The following is a 17,916-nucleotide window of genomic DNA, read 5'->3' on the forward strand; positions in this document are numbered from 1 at the left end:
AGTGCAGCAGTCAGTGTAGTTTTACCGTGGTCAACGTGACCGATAGTACCCACGTTTACGTGGGGTTTGGAACGTTCAAACGTTTCCTTAGCCATGAGAATACCTCATCAAATGTCAGTAATTAAAATCTGTTAATAATTGCATCGGCCACGTTTGATGGCGCTTCCGCATATTTCTCAAATTCCATGGAATAGGTCGCCCGCCCCTGGCTTGCAGAGCGCAGATCGGTGGCATAACCGAACATCTCTGCCAGCGGTACGGACGCATTCACCACCTTACCGGACGGTGTATCTTCCATTCCTGAAATCATGCCACGGCGACGGTTGAGGTCGCCGACGACGTCACCCATGTAGTCTTCTGGGGTAACAACTTCAACCTTCATCATCGGCTCGAGCAGTACTGCATCGCCTTCCTGTGAAAGCTGTTTGGTTGCTTGTGACGCGGCAATTTTAAACGCCATCTCATTCGAGTCAACGTCATGGAAAGAGCCGTCATACAGTGTCGCCTTGAGACCCAGCAACGGGTAACCAGCAAGAACACCGTTTTTCATCTGCTCTTCAATACCTTTTTCAACCGATGGAATGTATTCACGCGGAATCACACCACCAGTGATCTCATTCACAAACTCGAGACCTTCTTCTTCGCTCGGCTCGAAGCGGATCACTACGTGACCATATTGACCACGACCGCCGGATTGCTTCGCAAACTTATTGTTAATCTCAACAGTCCGGGTAATTTTCTCGCGATAAGCCACCTGAGGCTTACCTACATTACACTCGACTTTAAATTCCCGCTTCATGCGATCGACAATAATGTCGAGGTGGAGTTCACCCATACCTGAGATAATGGTCTGACCTGACTCTTCGTCAGTCTCGACGCGGAACGACGGATCTTCCTGCGCCAGCTTACCGAGAGCTACGCCCATCTTCTCCTGGTCGGCCTGAGACTTAGGCTCAACCGCCACCGAGATAACCGGATCCGGGAATTCCATGCGTTCAAGCGTAATAATGTCTTTCTGGTCGCAGAGCGTGTCACCCGTGGTGACATCTTTCAGACCGATCAGTGCGACGATATCACCGGCACGAACTTCCTTTAGCTCTTCACGGGAGTTGGCGTGCATCTGAACCATGCGACCAACGCGCTCACGCTTAGACTTAACAGAGTTCATTACAGCGTCGCCAGAGTTTAGTACACCAGAGTACACGCGAACGAAGGTCAGAGTACCAACGAAGGGGTCTGTAGCAATCTTAAAAGCAAGCGCCGCAAACGGCTCATCATCAGAGGAGTGACGAACGCCGACAGACGCGTCTTTATCGTCAAGAATACCTTCAATCGCTTTCACTTCGGTTGGCGAAGGCAGATATTCAATAACCGCATCTAGAACAGCCTGTACGCCTTTATTTTTGAAAGCAGAACCACAGGTCACGAGAACAATCTCGTTTGCCAGTGTGCGCTGACGCAGAGCCGCTTTAATCTCTTCCTCGGAAAGCGTTTCACCTTCGAGGTATTTGTCCATCAACTCTTCAGAGGCTTCTGCGGCTGCTTCAATCAGTTTCTCGCGCCACTCTTCGGCTGTATCAACCAGATCAGCTGGAATGTCTTCATAGGTGAAAGTCAGCCCCTGATCGGCTTCATTCCACATCACGGCCTTCATTTTGATCAGGTCGACGACACCTTTGAAGTCATCTTCAGCGCCAATATTGATCTGCAATGGCACAGGCGTCGCACCAAGACGAGCCTTCAATTGGTTAACTACCATGAAGTAGTCAGCACCGGCACGGTCCATCTTATTGACGAATACCATACGCGGCACTTCGTACTTATTTGCCTGACGCCATACGGTTTCAGTCTGAGGCTGCACACCTGACGATCCGCACAAAACTACGACAGCACCATCCAGAACACGGAGTGAACGCTCTACCTCAATGGTGAAGTCCACGTGCCCCGGGGTATCAATGATGTTAATACGATGCTGATCGAATTGCTGAGCCATACCGGCCCAGAAACAGGTCGTGGCCGCAGAAGTAATGGTGATACCACGCTCCTGCTCCTGCTCCATCCAGTCCATCGTAGCCGCACCGTCATGCACCTCACCAATTTTGTGAGACACACCCGTATAGAACAGCACTCGCTCAGTGGTGGTCGTTTTGCCCGCATCTACGTGCGCACAGATACCAATATTACGATAGCGATCAATCGGCGTTGTACGTGCCACAGCTACACCTCAGTCTGGATCAGGGATGTCAGACACAAGATCAGCGTCTGACATGAGATATTAAGGGCGCGAATCGTAATATAAGTAAACACTGGCAGTCAATGACCCGCCCTGCCCAGCCCTGCTTTCATGGGCATTAGGGAGCGCATTCGCATACCCGGAGATCGCACCGATGCGAGCCAACAACGAGATGGCAATACAAAGGAAATTAATCTGTTAGATTTCTGAAAAAGAGGAGAAAGAAATAGAGAGGAGATAAAGGCTGCGTTCTGACGAACACAGCCTTTGAGCGATCAGAAGCGGTAGTGAGAGAACGCTTTGTTCGCTTCGGCCATACGGTGAACGTCTTCACGTTTCTTAACCGCAGCACCTTTACCTTCACAGGCTTCGATCATTTCGTTCGCCAGACGCTGAGCCATGGATTTTTCACCACGGCCACGTGCAGCGTCAACCAACCAGCGCATAGCCAGTGCCTGACGACGTGCAGGACGAACTTCAACAGGCACCTGGTAAGTCGCACCACCTACACGGCGGCTCTTAACCTCAACCATAGGCTGGATAGCTTCCAGAGACTGTTCGAACATTTCGATTGGATCATTGCCGCTTTTAGAAGCAACAGTGTCCAGTGCACCGTAGACGATTTTCTCGGCTACAGATTTTTTACCACTGATCATTACGTGGTTCATAAACTTCGCCAGAATAGTATTTCCAAACTTAGGATCTGGCAGAATCTCGCGTTTCGCAGCGACGCGTCTTCTTGGCATGATAAGCCCTCTTTAGGTCTTCAGGTCAGCCTGTGCACTTAACGTTATCGAAAAATGGCACAGCCTTACTCTTATCCAATGTCTTAAAGGTATTAACCCTTAGGACGCTTAGCACCGTACTTAGAACGGCCCTGTTTACGGTTAGCAACACCAGAAGTATCCAGTGAACCGCGAACAGTGTGATAACGAACACCTGGCAAGTCTTTTACACGACCGCCACGGATCAGAACAACGCTGTGTTCCTGAAGGTTGTGACCTTCACCGCCGATGTATGAGGTAACTTCGAAACCATTCGTCAGGCGTACACGGCAAACTTTACGCAGTGCCGAGTTAGGCTTTTTCGGGGTAGTTGTGTACACACGAGTACAAACACCACGACGCTGAGGACATGCCTGCAGAGCAGGTACGTCGCTCTTAGCGACCTTACGCTTACGAGGCTTACGAACCAGCTGATTGATTGTAGCCATTAAGCAAACTCCAGTTATTACATTTCACGTGTGCAGACGTCCGCACACAATAAAAGGGGCCGGAAGGATACTCCCTGCACCTCACTCCGTCAAGCCTGCAATGCAGGGTAATCTGTCGACAGGGCTGACTCAGATAATCAGGGCTGATATTCTTCTGACAATTATCTTACGGACAAGTACCCCACCATGAGAATCAACCTGATTACCATCGTCATAGTTCTCTTTAACCTTTCCCCTACCGCGCTGCTCGCTGAAGACCTTGATGCACTGACCCGACAAGGCATTGAATACATCCAGTCCGGCAACAGTGAAGGCAACTTTTTAGAAGGTCTTTCATTACTTACTAAGGCTGCTAAAGCGGGACACCCCCATGCACGATATGCCCTGGGATTCGTCGCCTACCAAGGAAAGAACTACGAGGAAGCCCGCAAGTGGTATCAATCAGCAGCCGATGAAGGGCATATCTCAGCTGCATCGGCACTCGGGGCAATGCTATATCACGGTGAAGGCGGACCCCGTGATCCACATCAGGCAATAGACTGGTTACTGATAGGCGCTGAAGCAGATATTTCTTATGCGCAATACCTAATGTACGAGATTTATTCCGGGGCCGAAAGGCGTATCCCTTATGATACAGAGAAGTCTCTGTATTGGGCGGAGCGGGCTGCTGAAAACGGCGATGCTGATGCCATGCTCATTATCGGCAGAGCCTACGAAGAGGGAGTCGGCCGCTCCATAAACATGGATAAAGCAATCGCATTTTATAAAAAGGCGACAAAACAGGATTTTTGTGACGCCTACCTGAGACTGGGAAGCACATACCACAATAACTTATATGGCGCACCTCAGGACAAAGAACTATCGGCCCACTACCTCAACGCAGCCATTAAATCGGAAAGCTGTGGAAGCTACGAACGCAGTTCTGCAAAGAGTATGTTGTCCCGACTGAACGACGACTGAAAACAGCGGGGGCTTCAGCCAACGCATTTCCAAATCCGTGCATCCCAATCATACTCATGAACACCGGTAGATAATGTTTTGCCACTATCACGTATCAGCCACCGATATTCTGATGATCTATACGTCAGTAGATCAACCTGCCCCCCAATCTTCTCGATATTGTTACGTAGTATCATCTCTGCATTCGAATCACTGCTGTCGTACTTTTTCCCCGAATACACTTCATAAAATTCGATGATTACTTCGGGTGAATTACCATAGATGTGCGCAGCAATGAGCATAATGTAGTACTGATCAGTATACATCTCATCCACGTTCTTTAATGTGAAGTCGAGGAAGTCGGTTAAGTTTATTCCTTTGATCAGGCAAAGATTGAGCAGATGCTTAGTCAATGGCCCGTAGAACTCCTTATAGGAATAAGGACCATTCTGGCCGTTGAATGTTTTATGAGCCAGAAGACGCAGATACCTATCTAAACTCTGCTGAGATCTTTTATCGTAGAAATAATACGTTAAAACACCTTCCACCATTCTGTTAGTCCGCTCATGCTCGAAGTCGAGATCCCACATCCAGAAATGCTTCTCGAAAGAATCAGAAATCGCCGCTTTAGTTTCATCCCCCCAATTACGGAAATAAGTATCCTCATTAAAGAGCGCAGCAAATACACTGGTACTTATATCGAACTCACCATGTGCATCATCATAATTTGGGAAAAAACCTTGCTCTCTGTACCTATCGTAAAGAGCATCTAACAGCGTAAAGATCGATTTTCTTAATACATTGGCATCGCCATAGACTTCTACAACGACATTAAAAATAAACCTCCACATACTGTAACCCGACAGCCCTGCCGAATCATTCAGTACCAGTGTCGGTGTGCGCAAGCGCCGCACTACTTCACGACCAGACTGGTCGGTATCACGTTCATAGACCAGATCACTGTCCAATATCGACAAGATCTTCTCGACTACTGCAGGGGCTGTCACATCAGCCAGGCTTTCAGGGTACAGCTCTATGTAATAGCCGGGCTCCTCTATCTTGTGATTAATCGCCACAGATCATCCTTGTAAATATATTTGAGTGAACTGATTCTACTCTGTTTTTCTATACAGCAAAAAAAACGGGAGCCGAAGCTCCCGTTTTTTATCTAGATCCCCACTTTCGTGGGGATGATGCTATCGCATCACTTATCGCTGAACGCTTCGCTCAGTTTCGCTTCCATATCTTCAGCAGATACAGTCAACGATTCTGGCATTGCCTTCATGCGATCATCTTCACGGCTCTGACGCTTGCGCTTACGCTCTTCATGATACGTAAGACCAGTACCCGCTGGAATCAGACGACCCACAACCACGTTCTCTTTCAAGCCACGCAGAGTGTCCATCTTGCCGGTCACTGCACCTTCGGTGAGTACACGGGTGGTTTCCTGGAAGGAAGCCGCAGAGATGAACGACTCGGTTGCCAGAGACGCTTTGGTGATACCCAGCAGAACGCGCTCGCCTTTCGCAGCAATCTTACCTGCCGCATCGAGCTTCTCGTTCTCTTCCAGGAAGTTGGTGTATTCCACCTGATCGCCTGGAATGAAGGTGCTGTCGCCGTTTTCGCCGATGATGACTTTGCGCAGCATCTGACGAACGATAACTTCGATGTGTTTATCATCGATGCCTACACCCTGCAGTCGGTAAACTTCCTGCACTTCGTTGGTGATGTACATCGCCAGATGGCCAACACCTTTCAGACGCAGAATGTCGTGCGGGTTGAACGGACCATCCGAGATAACTTCACCTTTCTCAACCTGTTCACCTTCGAACACGTTGAGGTGACGCCACTTAGGAATCAGCTCTTCATAGTGATCACCGCCGTCGTTCGGCGTAATAACCAGACGCTTCTTACCTTTAGTCTCTTTACCGAAGCTCACGGTACCAGAGATTTCTGCAAGGATGGCAGGCTCTTTTGGCTTACGTGCTTCGAACAGGTCAGCAACTCGTGGCAGACCACCGGTAATGTCTTTGTTGCCTGACGTCTCCTGCGGGATACGTGCGATAACGTCACCCACAGTTACGATGGCACCGTTCTCCTGAGAAACCAGAGCGTTGGCTGGCAGCAGGTACTGAGCCGGAGCATTGGTACCTGGCAGGTGAACGTCGTTACCTTTTTCGTCAACCAGCTTAACCATTGGACGGATGTCTTTACCGGCCGCTGGACGATCCTTAGGATCGATCACTTCGATGCTGGACAGACCTGTCAGTTCGTCCGTAGTACGGTTGATGGTAATACCTTCTTCCATACCGACGAATTCGATCTTACCGGCCACTTCAGTCACGATTGGGTGCGTGTGTGGATCCCAGGAAGCGACCTTCTGGCCAGCTTCTACCAGCTCTCCGTCTTTCACGCTGATAACCGCACCGTAAGGGAGCTTGTACAGCTCACGCTCACGACCGTGGTCATCTGCCAGAGCAATCGAACCAGAACGGGACACAGCAACCAAATCGCCGTTTTCACGCGTTACAGTCTTCATGTTGTGCAGGCGAACCTTACCAGCATTCTTAACCTGTACGCTGTCGGCTGCAGATGAACGCGATGCCGCACCACCAATGTGGAACGTACGCATCGTCAGCTGTGTACCTGGCTCACCGATTGACTGTGCAGCGATAACACCTACTGCTTCACCCACGTTCACCTGGTGACCGCGACCAAGATCACGACCGTAACAAGCTGAACAGATACCTACGCGGCTGTCACAGGTAATCGCGGAGCGAACGATCACTTCGTCGATACCTTCGCCTTCGATCTTATGAACCCAGGCTTCGTCGATCAGAGTACCAGCAGGTACTACTACGTCGCCTTCTGAGCCAGGCTTGTATACGTCGGTCGCGACAACACGACCAAGGATACGATCACCCAGACCAACCACAACGTCACCGCCTTCAATCAGCGGAGTCATGACCAGACCTTCTTCGGTGCCACAGTCACGCTCAGTCACAACCAGATCCTGCGCGACGTCAACCAGACGACGAGTCAGGTAACCGGAGTTAGCCGTTTTCAGTGCGGTATCCGCCAGACCTTTACGAGCACCGTGGGTCGAGGTGAAGTACTGGAGTACGTTCAGACCTTCACGGAAGTTCGCCACAATCGGCGTCTCGATGATGGAGCCATCCGGCTTCGCCATCAGACCACGCATACCCGCCAGCTGACGGATCTGAGCCGGGCTACCACGAGCCCCTGAGTCGGCCATCATGTAGACTGAGTTGAAGGATTCCTGCTCAACCTCGTTACCTTCGCGGTCGATCACGCCTTCTTTACCCAGGTTATCCATCATCGCCTTCGCTACCAGTTCGTTAGCGCGGGACCAGATGTCGATCACCTTGTTGTATTTCTCACCGTGCGTCACGAGACCGGAAGCAAACTGGCTTTCGATTTCTTTTACTTCTGCATCAGCGTTTTCAATGATTTCGGCTTTCTCGTCCGGAATTACGAAGTCATTCACACCAATCGATGAACCAGAACGGGTTGCGAACTGGAAGCCGGTGTACATGATCTGGTCAGCGAAGATAACAGTATCTTTCAGACCCACGCGACGGTATGCCGTGTTGATCAGGTTAGAGATCGCTTTCTTCTTCATCGGCTGGTTAACCAGCTCGTATGGCAGACCTTTCGGTACGATGCGGAACAGCAGCGCACGGCCGATCGTGGTGTCGATCAGGCTGGTGCGGGTCTCGCTGTTGCCTTCAAGGTCGATGCTGGTTTCAGTGATACGTACTTTCACCTTCGCCTGAAGGTGTACGTTACCACCGTAGTAAGCACGGCTGACTTCGTCGAGATCAGCGAACACCATACCTTCACCCAGTGCGTTTACACGCTCACGGGTCATCCAGTACAGACCGAGTACAACGTCCTGTGACGGTACGATGATTGGCTCACCGTTCGCTGGAGACAGTACGTTGTTGGTCGCCATCATCAGCGCACGGGCTTCAAGCTGTGCTTCCAGGGTCAGCGGTACGTGTACCGCCATCTGGTCACCATCGAAGTCAGCGTTGTATGCCGCACATACCAGAGGGTGCAGTTGAATCGCTTTACCTTCAATCAGCTGTGGCTCGAACGCCTGGATACCAAGACGGTGAAGTGTTGGTGCACGGTTCAGCATCACTGGGTGCTCACGGATAACTTCCGCAAGGATGTCCCATACTTCTGGGGTTTCGCGCTCAACCATTTTCTTCGCAGCTTTAATGGTTGTCGCCAGACCACGGTGCTCCAGCTTGGAGAAGATGAACGGCTTGAACAGTTCCAGAGCCATCTTCTTCGGCAGACCACACTCATGCAGACGCAGCTGAGGACCTACGGTAATTACCGAACGGCCAGAGTAGTCAACACGCTTACCGAGCAGGTTCTGACGGAAACGACCCTGCTTACCTTTAATCATGTCTGCAAGCGACTTCAGTGGACGCTTGTTAGAACCAGTGATCGCACGACCGCGACGACCGTTATCCAGCAGGGCGTCGACAGACTCCTGCAGCATACGCTTCTCGTTGCGTACGATGATGTCTGGTGCGCTCAGCTCAAGCAGGCGCTTCAGACGGTTGTTACGGTTGATCACACGACGGTACAGATCGTTCAGGTCAGAGGTCGCAAAGCGGCCACCGTCCAGTGGTACCAGTGGACGCAGATCTGGCGGCAGAACCGGCAGAACTTCCATGATCATCCACTGAGGATCGTTACCAGAGTTGTGGAACGCCTCAAGGATCTTCAGACGCTTAGACAGCTTCTTGATCTTGGTCTCAGACGTCGTGCCCGGGATCTCATCACGCAGGCGCTGTACTTCTTCGCCCAGTTCGATCTGACCCAGCAGAGTCTGGATGGCTTCCGCACCCATTTTCGCGTCGAATTCGTCACCGAACTCTTCGATCGCTTCGTAGTATTGCTCGTCGGTCAGCAGCTGACCTACGTCGAGCGTGGTCATGCCAGGCTCGGTCACTACGAATGATTCGTAGTAAAGAATACGTTCGATATCACGCAGCGTCATATCCAGCATCAGACCGATACGTGACGGCAGTGATTTCAGGAACCAGATGTGTGCAACCGGAGAAGCCAGTTCGATGTGACCCATACGTTCACGACGAACTTTAGCCTGAGTCACCTCAACGCCACACTTCTCACAGATAACACCGCGGTGCTTCAGACGCTTGTACTTACCGCACAGGCATTCGTAGTCCTTAATAGGACCAAAGATACGCGCACAGAACAGACCGTCACGTTCAGGCTTGAACGTGCGGTAGTTGATGGTCTCTGGCTTTTTAACTTCACCAAAAGACCATGAACGGATCATTGCTGGAGAGGCGAGGCCGATGCGAATCGCATCGAACTCATCAGCGTTGTTCTGGTTACGCAGAAAATTGACTAAGTCTTTCATAGTACTCTAGCTCCGCTCCGCTTATTCGTTTTCCAGTTCGATGTCGATACCCAGTGAGCGGATCTCTTTAACGAGTACGTTAAAGGATTCCGGCATACCGGCTTCCATACGGTGATCGCCGTCGACGATGTTTTTATACATCTTGGTACGACCGGCCACGTCATCCGACTTAACAGTGAGCATTTCCTGCAGGGTGTATGCTGCACCGTAAGCTTCCAGTGCCCACACTTCCATCTCACCGAAGCGCTGACCACCGAACTGAGCTTTACCGCCCAGAGGCTGCTGAGTAACGAGGCTGTAAGAACCGGTCGAACGAGCGTGCATCTTGTCGTCTACCAGGTGGTTCAGTTTCAGCATGTACATGTAACCTACGGTCACAGGACGATCGAACGCATCACCTGTACGGCCATCGTACAGAGTCATCTGACCGGAATCCGGCAGATCAGCCAGACGCAGCAGACGCTTGATTTCGCTTTCTTTCGCACCGTCGAACGCCGGTGTCGCCATAGGCACACCCGCGCGCAGGTTGTCAGCCAGTTCCAGAACCTCAGCATCCGAGAAGCTATCGAGGTCTTCGATACGGCCGTCACCACCGTTATAGATCTCACCCAGCAAGCCGCGCAGTTTCGCGATTTCCTGCTGTTCTTTGATCATACGGTCAATCTTTTCACCCAACCCTTTCGCCGCGAGGCCAAGGTGGATTTCCATGATCTGACCGACGTTCATACGTGACGGTACACCCAGAGGGTTCAGTACGATATCGACCGGAGTACCGGTGCCATCGTAAGGCATATCTTCGATTGGTTTGATCGCTGAAATAACACCTTTGTTACCGTGACGACCTGCCATCTTATCGCCTGGCTGGATCTTACGTTTGATTGCCAGATACACCTTAACAATCTTAAGTACGCCCGGAGCCAGATCGTCACCAGTCTGGAGTTTGCGTTTCTTATCTTCAAAACGCTCGTCCAGTGCTTTCTGGCGATCAACAATGTACTGCTCAGCACGCTCAATGGTTTCAGCCAGAGATTCATCCTGAGGAAGAATCTTGAACCACTGGTCTTCAGTCAGTTCAGCCAAGTAGTCTGCGGTCAGGGTATCGCCCTTCTTCAGACCTGGAGCTGCATTAACTTTCTGACCTTCCAGAGCACGGGTCAGACGCTCAAAGGTAGCGCCCTTAACGATGCGCATTTCTTCTTTGAGGTCTTTACGGACTTCGCTGAGCTGCTCTTCTTCAATGTCTTTCGCACGCTGATCTTTTTCAACACCGTCACGGGTGAAGACCTGTACGTCAATTACGGTACCTGTGGTACCGGTCTTAACGCGCAGAGACGTGTCTTTAACGTCAGACGCTTTTTCACCGAAGATCGCACGCAGCAGCTTCTCTTCTGGAGTCAGCTGAGTTTCACCCTTAGGTGTTACCTTACCAACCAGAATGTCGCCCGGCTTAACTTCAGCACCGATGTAGACAATACCGCTCTCATCCAGCTTACCGAGAGCCGCTTCACCGACGTTTGGAATATCCGAAGTAATTTCTTCAGAACCCAGTTTGGTGTCACGCGCCACACAGGTCAGTTCCTGAATGTGGATAGTCGTCAGACGGTCTTCCTGAGCAACACGCTCAGAGAGGAGGATCGAGTCCTCGAAGTTGTAACCGTTCCACGGCATGAAGGCGATACGGAAGTTCTGACCCAGAGCCAGCTCACCCAGATCCACAGAAGGACCATCAGCCATCACATCGCCACGCTGAACAGTATCACCAGCGCGTACCAGCGGACGCTGGTTAATGCAGGTGTTCTGGTTCGAGCGGGTGTACTTAGTCAGGTTGTAGATATCTACACCTGCTTCACCAGCAACGGTTTCTTCGTCATTAACTTTTACAACCACACGAGATGCATCAACAGAGTCGATCACACCGCCGCGCTTAGCAACCACACATACACCGGAGTCCTGCGCTACCGCACGCTCAATACCGGTACCTACCAGAGGCTTCTCGGATTTGAGTGTCGGAACCGCCTGACGCTGCATGTTCGAACCCATCAATGCACGGTTAGCATCATCGTGCTCAAGGAACGGGATGAGTGACGCAGCAATCGATACAACCTGCTGTGGCGACACATCCATCAGCGTCACGTTATCCGGTGACATCATGGTGAATTCGTTTTTGTGACGTACAGAAATCAGATCACCCTGCAGACGACCTTCTTCGTCAGTTGGGACTGATGCCTGTGCAATCACGTAGTCTGACTCTTCAATCGCAGACACATAGATGATTTCGTCGGTAACAACACCGCCGTTCACCTTGCGATACGGAGTCTCCAGGAAGCCATACTCATTGGTACGTGCGTATGAAGACAGAGAGTTAATCAGACCAATGTTTGGACCTTCAGGCGTTTCAATAGGACATACGCGACCGTAGTGGGTCGCGTGAACGTCACGCACTTCGAAGCCTGCGCGCTCACGGGTCAGACCGCCAGGGCCGAGAGCCGAGATACGACGCTTGTGAGTTACTTCAGACAGCGGGTTGTTCTGGTCCATAAACTGAGACAGCTGAGATGACCCGAAGAATTCTTTCACCGCTGCGCCAACTGGCTTAGCGTTGATCAGATCCTGTGGCATCAGGCCTTCAGATTCAGCCATAGACAGACGCTCACGCACGGCACGTTCAACACGAACAAGACCAACGCGGAACTGGTTTTCTGCCATTTCACCCACTGAACGGATACGACGGTTACCCAGGTGGTCAATGTCATCGACAACGCCCAGACCGTTACGGATATTGATCAGGGTCTTCAGGACCTCAACAATATCTTCTTTATCCAGAGTGCCAGAACCCAGAATCTCTTCACGACCGATACGACGGTTGAACTTCATACGACCTACCGCAGACAGGTCATAACGCTCATCGGTGAAGAACAGGTTCTCAAACAGAGCTTCTGCGCTTTCTTTGGTTGGCGGCTCGCCAGGACGCATCATGCGATAGATTTCTACCAGTGCTTCCAGAGCATTGCTGGTTGGGTCAGTACGCAGAGTGTCAGAAATAAATGGACCGCAATCGAGTTCGTTGGTGTAAATCGCCTCGAACTCAGTGATTTTGGCTTCGCCCATTTTCTCGAGCATTTCGACAGTGATCTCGTCGTTCGCCGCAGCAACAACTTCACCGCTGCTGGCATCGACAAGGTCTTTCGCCAGAGATTTACCTGCAAGGAATTCAACCGGTACAACCAGCTCTTCAACGCCTGCTTTCTCGAGCTGACGGATATGACGCGCAGTAATACGGCGAGTTGCCTCAACGATGACGTTACCGTCGTTATCCATGATATCGAATGCAGCCGTCTCACCACGGAGACGTGACGGGATCAGCTTCAGCATCACGCCGTCTTTGGTGATACGGTATTCGTCGTTGTCGTAGAAGGCTTCCAGGATATCCTGAGTATTGTAGCCAAGAGCCCGCAGCAAAATCGTTGCCGGCAGCTTACGGCGACGGTCGATACGCACGTATACCAGGTCCTTCGGATCGAACTCAAAGTCGAGCCATGAACCACGGTAAGGAATCACACGTGCGTTATACAGCAGCTTACCTGAGGAGTGGGTTTTACCCTTGTCGTGATCAAAGAACACACCCGGAGAACGGTGCAGCTGAGACACGATTACACGCTCGGTACCGTTGACAATAAAGGTACCGTTATCGGTCATCAGGGGCATTTCGCCCATGTAAACTTCTTGCTCTTTGATGTCTTTAATTGCTTTGGTTGCTGATTCTTTATCATAAATGATCAGACGAACCTTAACGCGCAGTGGTGCCGCATACGTGACACCACGGAGCATACATTCTTTCTCGTCAAACGTAGGTGTACCCAGACGGTAGCTCACGTACTCGAGCGCTGCGTTCCCTGAGTAGCTGACGATCGGGAAAACAGATTTAAATGCCGCATGAAGGCCGACGTCGTGACGCGTATCTGCGTCGAGACCTTCCTGCAGAAACTTGCGATATGAGTCAATCTGGATTGCCAGAAGGTAGGGCACATCCATCACGCTCGGTAATTTACCGAAATCCTTACGGATACGTTTTTTCTCAGTGTATGAGTAAGCCATCAGTGATCCCCGGACTGTTTCCTCGATTGGGCAGAAGTACCCGTGGCTCGAAGAGTTGCCTTGCTAAAAAACCCGACCAATGGGCCGGTTTTACTCACGTATTCCATAACGTGAAAAAGGCTGACGGGAATAAACCCGTCAGCCGATCATCATGCCGGGTCTGGCATGATGCCAAGCAAATCGCAGAAACTGCGATTACTTGATTTCAACAACTGCGCCAGCTGCTTCCAGAGTTTCTTTAGCCGCTTCCGCGTCTTCTTTAGAAACACCTTCTTTAACAGTTGCTGGAGCGCCGTCAACCATACCTTTAGCGTCTTTCAGACCCAGGCCAGTCAGTTCACGTACTGCTTTAATTACGTTAACTTTCTTGTCGCCAGCAGCAGACAGGATTACGTCGAATTCAGTCTGAGCTTCAGCTGCACCGCCAGCATCGCCAGCAGCAGGAGCTGCTGCAACTGCTGCTGCAGAAACGCCGAATTTCTCTTCCATCGCTTCAACCAGCTCAACAACGTCCATTACAGACATTTCAGCTACTGCATTGATGATATCTTCTTTTGTCAGTGACATGAGATTGATCCTAAATTGTATTGGGCTCTACGCCCGTAAAATCATTTGAAACCGCGCTGATTAAATCAGGCAGCATCCTGTTCTTTTTGCTCACGAAGCGCAGCAAGGGTACGTACCAGCTTGCCAGCAGAGGCTTCTTTCATGACGCTCATCAGTTTCGCGATTGCTTCGTCGTATGTCGGCAGAGTTGCCAGCATATCAACGGAAACCACGTCACCGCCAAAGGCACCGGTCTTCAGTTCAAAAGCTTCGTTTTCTTTAGCGAAGTTTTTGAAGATACGAGCTGCAGCACCTGGGTGTTCTTTAGAGAACGCGATCAGGCTTGGGCCAACCAGAGATTCGGTCAGACACTCGTATTCAGTACCTTCAACTGCACGGCGTGCCAGAGTGTTACGGACAACTTTCATCCATACACCGGCTTCACGTGCTTCTTTACGGAGAGCGGTCATGGCTGCCACAGTAACGCCGCGGGAATCCGCAACAACTGCCGACAGAGCACCATCAGCTGCTTCCTGGACTTCGGCGACAATCGCCTTCTTATCTTCGAGTCCTAAGGCCACGATTAACTCCTAAAAGTTGAGTTAGGCTCTATTGAGCCATCCCGTGTGACAATTCAGTATTCTGAACGGGGTCACACACTATCTACGCAGGTACAATTAAGCGGCGGAGTGCAAAGCAAACCACCGCGCCTGCGGTCTTTGACAGCTGCCGCTGCGATACAGGATCACAGCGACAACCCCAAAGATGGTTGTGCTGATCAGAATTCCAGTGAGGAATGATCAACAACCAGGCCAGGACCCATGGTAGTGCTCAGTGTCACTTTCTTCATGTAGACACCTTTCGCCTGGCTTGGCTTAGCTTTCTTCAGATCCGCCAGCAGAGAGGTCAGGTTTTCTTTCAGTGCTTCTGCAGTGAAATCTGCCTTACCGATGGTCGTGTGGATGATACCGTTCTTATCGTTACGGTAACGAACCTGACCCGCTTTAGCGTTTTTAACAGCGGTAGCAACGTCTGGAGTCACAGTACCAACCTTAGGGTTTGGCATCAGACCACGTGGACCCAGAACCTGACCCAGCTGACCAACAACGCGCATTGCATCCGGAGAAGCAATAACAACGTCAAATGCCAGGTCGCCGCCTTTCATTTTCTCTGCCAGATCTTCCATACCCACTTCATCAGCGCCTGCTTCTTTAGCAACGTCAGCGTTAGCACCCTGAGTGAACACAGCAACACGCATAGTCTTACCAGTGCCGTTTGGCAGTACAGTAGAGCTACGTACGTTCTGATCTGATTTACGAGCGTCGATGCCGAGGTTAACGGCAACATCAACAGACTCTTTAAACTTTGCACCCGGCAGAGAAGCCAGCAGTTCAACCGCTTCTTCTACTGAGTAAACTTTGCCGAGTTCTACCTTCTCAGCGATCGCCTTCTGGCGCTTAGTCAGCTTAGCCATTACTCAACTCCTTCCACGTTCAGACCCATAGCGCGGGCAGAGCCAGCGATCGTACGTACCGCTGCATCCATGTCGGCTGCAGTCAGATCCGGTGCTTTTGCAGTGGCGATTTCTTCCAGCTGCGCACGGGTAACGGTACCCACTTTTTCTGTGTTTGGACGTGAAGAACCACTGGTAATGCCAGCCGCTTTCTTCAGCAGGTAAGACGCAGGTGGCGTCTTCATTTCAAAGGTGAAGCTACGGTCGTTGTACGCAGTAATAACTACTGGAACCGGTGCGCCAGCTTCCAGGTGTTGAGTCTGTGCATTGAACGCTTTACAGAATTCCATGATGTTCAGACCCATCTGACCCAGTGCAGGACCAACTGGTGGACTTGGGTTAGCTTTACCAGCGCCAACCTGCAGCTTGATATAGCCTTCTACTTTCTTAGCCATGTGTTTTTCTCCTAGTGGGTATTAACGCCAAAAAGTGGCAGACGCTTACGCATCGGCCACTGGCTCCCCGCCCCTGAGGGCATTAATTTTCGCTTACGCGGACTTTTCGACCTGAGTAAACTCAAGCTCAACCGGCGTAGAGCGACCAAAAATTGTTACCGCCACTTGCAGACGAGACTTCTCGTAATCAACGGTTTCAACCACACCGTTAAAGTCTGCAAACGGGCCATCAATAACACGAACTACTTCACCAGGTTCGTAGATGGTTTTATGCGTAGGCTTGTCAGCACCATCCTGAACACGCTGTAGGATTGCATCAGCTTCTTTTTTACTGATCGGTGCTGGCTTATCTGCGGTACCGCCGATAAAACCCATTACCCGAGGAGTCTGATTAACCAGATGCCATGAATCGTCATCCATATCCATCTCAACCAGCACATAACCCGGATAGAACTTGCGTTCGCTTTTACGCTTTTTGCCGTCGCGAACTTCGACGACTTCTTCGGTAGGAACAAGAACCTCACCGAACTTATCCTGCATATTGTGCAGCTCGATGCGCTCTTTCAGCTGAGTCTGAACGCGCTTCTCGTAACCAGAGTAAGCATGCACAACGTACCAACGCATAGTCATATTCTGTTCCTCAACCTACGATCAGTTTAACGATTGAGCTCAAACCCATATCGAGCAAATACAGAAACAGACCAACGAGGAAAACAACCGCCACCACAATCATCGTGGTCTGACGAGTCTCAACTGGCGTTGGCCAGACTACTTTGCGACGCTCTTTGTTTGCTTCTTTCAGCAGCACCAGGAAGTTTGAACCCTGGGTCGTCGTAAGTGCAGCACCTGCAGCCAGCAACATAAAGGCCACGACAATCAGGACGCGATAGAGCGTACCCATTTCCACACCGACGCTCTGATAAAAGGCGTCACTCGCACCTGCTACCGCACCGGCAAACAGAACAAGAGCAACCAACCACTTAACTGCATCAAACATCGAACCGCTTGCTTTACTTTCGGTACTCATACCATTCCCTAAAAGCCAAAAATGGCAGCCGAAGCTGCCATCTTGAAATTTTGGCAGGCCAGGAGGGACTCGAACCCCCAACTTTCGGTTTTGGAGACCGACGCTCTACCAATTGAACTACTGGCCTATGACTCTCAATCAGGGCGGCGTAAGTTACAGCAACCCCACCAACTAATCAACCCCTAACGCATTGATAAATTGGATTTATTTGCTATCGAAAGATAGCCGCCAGCAAAACCGGCTTAAAAACGCCCGCACAATGCAGACGTTTTTAATTACAGGAGCGAAGCATCTTCGCGAACACCGTATCAGCAGATACAGATTCAAAGACAAGCTCACCTCCCACATCCTTCTTCGCACTTACACTTCAGGAAGCGTTAGCGAAGAAGGCTCTGCCAGGCCGTGTTATCGATTTAATGAGGAGCTTACTTCTGTAAGTGACAAATCAAATCGATGACACAACACCGCAGAGGCGATGCAGGTAGCTTCATCACTCGATGATTTTAGCTACAACGCCGGCACCTACA

14 protein-coding genes and 1 tRNA gene are annotated in these 17,916 nt (G+C 50.8%); 1 reads left to right on the forward strand and 14 read right to left on the reverse strand.

What is annotated here, in order from left to right; translation table 11 throughout:
* The 4 genes from BW941_RS17340 to rpsL all read right to left on the reverse strand — a co-directional run.
* The coding region (locus BW941_RS17340) for a GTP-binding protein (protein WP_245820132.1) at positions 1-95 on the reverse strand (95 nt) is incomplete at its 3' end.
* A gap of 26 nt (positions 96-121) precedes the next feature.
* Positions 122-2,215 (reverse strand): elongation factor G, encoded by a 2,094-nt coding sequence (fusA, locus tag BW941_RS17345; protein ID WP_076518221.1) that lies wholly within the window; start codon positions 2,213-2,215, stop codon positions 122-124.
* Between the two features lie 293 nt (positions 2,216-2,508).
* Positions 2,509-2,979, reverse strand: coding sequence for a 30S ribosomal protein S7 (gene rpsG / locus BW941_RS17350; RefSeq protein WP_068441893.1), 471 nt, complete (start codon positions 2,977-2,979; stop codon positions 2,509-2,511).
* Between the two features lie 92 nt (positions 2,980-3,071).
* Positions 3,072-3,446 carry a 30S ribosomal protein S12 gene (rpsL, locus tag BW941_RS17355; RefSeq protein WP_068441891.1) on the reverse strand — a complete coding sequence of 125 codons (375 nt, stop codon included), beginning with the start codon at positions 3,444-3,446 and terminating at the stop codon, positions 3,072-3,074.
* 186 nt (positions 3,447-3,632) lie between these two features.
* Here rpsL and BW941_RS17360 point away from each other — a divergent pair, with 186 nt between their 5' ends.
* Positions 3,633-4,406 carry a tetratricopeptide repeat protein gene (locus BW941_RS17360; protein ID WP_076518223.1) on the forward strand — a complete coding sequence of 258 codons (774 nt, stop codon included), beginning with the start codon at positions 3,633-3,635 and terminating at the stop codon, positions 4,404-4,406.
* A gap of 14 nt (positions 4,407-4,420) precedes the next feature.
* Here BW941_RS17360 and BW941_RS17365 read toward each other — a convergent pair whose 3' ends face one another.
* The 10 genes from BW941_RS17365 to BW941_RS17410 form a co-directional block, all read right to left on the reverse strand.
* The gene (locus tag BW941_RS17365) at positions 4,421-5,461 is read right to left on the reverse strand and encodes a hypothetical protein (protein ID WP_076518225.1); all 1,041 of its coding nucleotides are present in this window, start codon (positions 5,459-5,461) and stop codon (positions 4,421-4,423) included.
* Between the two features lie 128 nt (positions 5,462-5,589).
* Positions 5,590-9,813, reverse strand: a complete 4,224-nt coding sequence (gene rpoC, locus BW941_RS17370) for a DNA-directed RNA polymerase subunit beta' (RefSeq protein ID WP_076518227.1) — start codon at positions 9,811-9,813, stop codon at positions 5,590-5,592.
* A 21-nt stretch (positions 9,814-9,834) separates the two neighbouring features.
* Positions 9,835-13,908, reverse strand: coding sequence for a DNA-directed RNA polymerase subunit beta (rpoB, locus tag BW941_RS17375; protein WP_076518228.1), 4,074 nt, complete (start codon positions 13,906-13,908; stop codon positions 9,835-9,837).
* A 195-nt stretch (positions 13,909-14,103) separates the two neighbouring features.
* Positions 14,104-14,475, reverse strand: a complete 372-nt coding sequence (rplL, locus tag BW941_RS17380; protein WP_068438673.1) for a 50S ribosomal protein L7/L12 — start codon at positions 14,473-14,475, stop codon at positions 14,104-14,106.
* A gap of 65 nt (positions 14,476-14,540) precedes the next feature.
* Positions 14,541-15,035 carry a 50S ribosomal protein L10 gene (rplJ, locus tag BW941_RS17385; protein WP_068441869.1) on the reverse strand — a complete coding sequence of 165 codons (495 nt, stop codon included), beginning with the start codon at positions 15,033-15,035 and terminating at the stop codon, positions 14,541-14,543.
* A 197-nt stretch (positions 15,036-15,232) separates the two neighbouring features.
* A complete protein-coding gene (gene rplA / locus BW941_RS17390; protein WP_068435105.1) occupies positions 15,233-15,928 on the reverse strand; it encodes a 50S ribosomal protein L1 in 696 nt (231 codons plus the stop codon).
* On the reverse strand, positions 15,928-16,362 hold the full coding sequence (gene rplK / locus BW941_RS17395; RefSeq protein WP_068441867.1) for a 50S ribosomal protein L11: 435 nt from the start codon (positions 16,360-16,362) through the stop codon (positions 15,928-15,930). Before rplK ends, rplA begins: the two co-directional genes overlap by 1 nt.
* 93 nt (positions 16,363-16,455) lie before the next feature.
* On the reverse strand, positions 16,456-16,992 hold the full coding sequence (gene nusG / locus BW941_RS17400) for a transcription termination/antitermination protein NusG (protein ID WP_068436411.1): 537 nt from the start codon (positions 16,990-16,992) through the stop codon (positions 16,456-16,458).
* A 10-nt stretch (positions 16,993-17,002) separates the two neighbouring features.
* Complete coding sequence (gene secE, locus BW941_RS17405; RefSeq protein ID WP_068436413.1) at positions 17,003-17,389, reverse strand: preprotein translocase subunit SecE; 387 nt, start codon at positions 17,387-17,389, stop codon at positions 17,003-17,005.
* A 51-nt stretch (positions 17,390-17,440) separates the two neighbouring features.
* Positions 17,441-17,516: transfer RNA gene (locus BW941_RS17410), tRNA-Trp, on the reverse strand.
* Between the last annotated feature and the right edge of the window lie 400 nt (positions 17,517-17,916).

Origin of the sequence: Thalassolituus maritimus (assembly GCF_900156675.1) — a bacterium.
GTDB classification, from domain to species: Bacteria; Pseudomonadota; Gammaproteobacteria; order Pseudomonadales; family Oceanobacteraceae; genus Thalassolituus; species Thalassolituus maritimus.